Below are 2550 nucleotides of genomic sequence, written 5' to 3'. Positions count from 1 at the left end.
TAAGCATTGTAATCAGTCCCATCCGTATTCATATGCGCTGCTATGATCTTTACGATTCCACGGTTTCCATCCGAATCTGTTACTGCAGAAAATATGATTGTAAGGATACATATCGTTACCGCAACAGTGACCAGCAGACCGCCGTGTTCTTTCATGATCTCTTTCATGTCATTCTCCTAACCACACAAACCGTTAAAAAATGTCTCTATCATCTGTTTAAAATATCCGGCATATACACCATATACCATGGCAAGTGCTATGACGGATACCGCTCCGGCCTGTATGCTTCCTCCAAGTTCTTTTACAATCTCTTCCATTTCATACACCATCCTTAAAATGCTGTTGCAGCCATATATACACTGATCATAAATGTGAGAACTGCCAACGCCGGAACCGACTCTAAGATCATTTCACCAATCTGTTCTATAAACTCTTCCATTACCGTGCAATCCCCCTTGTCATATGCGTTTTCTCAATGCCAAAAACCGGCATCTTATAATCATAAGACAGTATTACATCTGCTGATACTGTCTCCCCCTCTGCATTCGCAGAAGGCGTTACGGTCAGTGTATACCCTGCTGACTGCGCCTGCGAAATACAGCTGCTTATCACATCCCGGTTAAAATCACTGTTTTCAATTTCTGCTATCACATCTGCTTTGTATTCCTTTGCCGCTGCCGTCTGTGCTGATGCAGTTAATAATGCGGCTGCACCAAATACACAGAGCAAATAAAAAAACAATGTTGTAAATGCACTGATTATATTTTTCATCTACATCCCTCCCGCTTCTGACAGCATTTCAAATAAAAACATCATGCCAACGACCAGATCTCCCAGCAACTTGATGGATGCACCAAAAACCGGATACGAATATAACATCTTAACCTGGAAAGCCGAACTTTTATTCCGACGTTCTGCAGCACGGTTTCTCATTTCCTGGACCTGTACTAAAAGGTTCTGGATCTGCACCTTTGCATCTCCGGTACCGGATTCTGAAATCGCATACAGCATTTTCATGCAGCTGGTTGTTTCCGGGATATCGAAATTTTTACAAAAATCTGTGTAGGAACTCAATGCTTTCGGCTGCTCTTTCAAACGCTGCAGTAATGCATTTATTTCCGGAACCAGGATCTTTGGTGCGCCATCTAATGATTTTGCGATTGAAACCTGCACATTGCTGTGCTGCATTAATAATGCCATCTGCATCAGCCACTCTGGGAATGCCGCATAAAGTTCTTCGGATACCACACGTCTTGCAATATTCCTGCCAAATCTATGCTGCTGCGACATGGCTTTTTCATAGCAGCGCAGCACGTATTCTTCATCCCTGCCGCTTTCTTCTTTTAACCAGTTCCTGGTCAATGTCTTTTCTGATCTTGCATATACATAGATCATCCATAAAAGAAGTCCAAAAGATGTGACCTGTACCAGACCTGTTGTAAGCACATTGTAAGGGGCTTCCATGTTAAGGATACCCGGAAGTGCATTTAACACATATAAAGTTCCGGCACATAAGGCTGTAGCCACAACAATGGATACCACATTGTTTGTATGTGCTTTTTTCTTTTCTCCCTGAAGCAGGTAACCTCTGCGTTTCCATAATTCCACATCATTTAATAGCAGGGAAATGGAATCATCCGCCTCTCCACCATATTCCTCTGCACTGATCAAAAGTTCATGCAGTGTTTTTATCTTGCGGCACTCGTATTCTTTTTCCACGATGTCTAAGGATTCCCTTAAAACACTTTTTTCACTGTAGGAATGTCCCGCTTCAAGATGTCCGATTGATTCATCCATAATATCCCGCATATGTCCCGGTTCAAATGTCTCTCTTGCCTCTTTTAAGGCAGATAATACTTTTCCTGTTTTTTGGAACGCATATAACATCTGCTCCATGTAAGTGGCAGCATCTGCAAAACGTTTCTGTTCATACATTTTTTTATAAGTGTCAAGGATAAATGCCGGAAGTGCCAAAAACATGGCGATCAGCACAATGACAAGCAGTTTCCATTTCAGTTGAAACAGTAAGCCGATCACTCCCATTCCGGCAATACATGCACCAATGACAAATAAATGCGTTTTCCAGGAAAAATGATATCCGTATGTATAAACCTCTTTTGCAAGGTTTCCCGGATTTAAAAGCAACAGATTTTTCGCCACACGGTTTTCTTTTTTGATCTGCTTTCTCTCTTTTTTCTCTTTTATCCGTGTCTTTTTCAATCCTGCCACTATCTGCCCTCCTTCCGGTACCTGTAAAAACTTTCACAAAAGAACGGTTCTTGTATTCCAGCACGTTCTAATTTCAAAAGAATATCTTTCGGTATCTCCTCTGAAACAAGTTCCCCATCCTCTACCAGCATATAAATTCTGTTTTCATGATCTTCCCTGGCATAAAAACAAAGCTGATCTAAATATCTTCTGATCTCTCCATCCTGTGTATTTTCTTTCCGGATCAGAAGTCCAAGATTTACATAACGGTAAATCCTGTTTTCCATACGTCTCGCATCATTTACATTATTCATCATGCTCTGGATACGGTCTGGCAGCTTC

The 2550-nt window shown here is 41.5% G+C and carries 3 protein-coding genes and 1 pseudogene; all 4 read right to left on the bottom strand.

Features of this window, described 5'->3' with window-relative positions; all coding sequences use genetic code 11:
* Positions 1–176: 176 nt before the first annotated feature.
* Positions 177–317 carry a hypothetical protein gene (locus tag DXA60_RS18965; RefSeq protein ID WP_199536253.1) on the bottom strand — a complete coding sequence of 47 codons (141 nt, stop codon included), beginning with the start codon at positions 315–317 and terminating at the stop codon, positions 177–179.
* 121 nt (positions 318–438) lie between these two features.
* Positions 439–771, bottom strand: a complete 333-nt coding sequence (locus DXA60_RS18355) for a hypothetical protein (RefSeq protein ID WP_022111979.1) — start codon at positions 769–771, stop codon at positions 439–441.
* Positions 772–2229 (bottom strand): hypothetical protein, encoded by a 1458-nt coding sequence (locus DXA60_RS19395; protein ID WP_243006960.1) that lies wholly within the window; start codon positions 2227–2229, stop codon positions 772–774.
* Positions 2229–2550: pseudogene (locus tag DXA60_RS18345) on the bottom strand (ATPase, T2SS/T4P/T4SS family); the annotation flags it as partial. The pseudogene DXA60_RS18345 and the gene DXA60_RS19395, both read right to left, overlap by 1 nt.

Origin of the sequence: Roseburia sp. OF03-24, from assembly GCF_003463035.1 — a bacterium.
Taxonomy (GTDB): Bacteria; Bacillota; Clostridia; order Lachnospirales; family Lachnospiraceae; genus Roseburia; species Roseburia rectibacter.
This window is presented reverse-complemented; position numbering and strand designations above follow the sequence as displayed.

Excerpts from the sequence above, each read along its gene's own strand:
- DXA60_RS18965 (WP_199536253.1), bottom strand. The coding sequence starts at position 317 with ATGGAAGAGATTGTAAAAGAACTTGGAGGAAGCATACAGGCCGGAGCG.
- DXA60_RS18355 (WP_022111979.1), bottom strand. The coding sequence starts at position 771 with ATGAAAAATATAATCAGTGCATTTACAACATTGTTTTTTTATTTGCTC.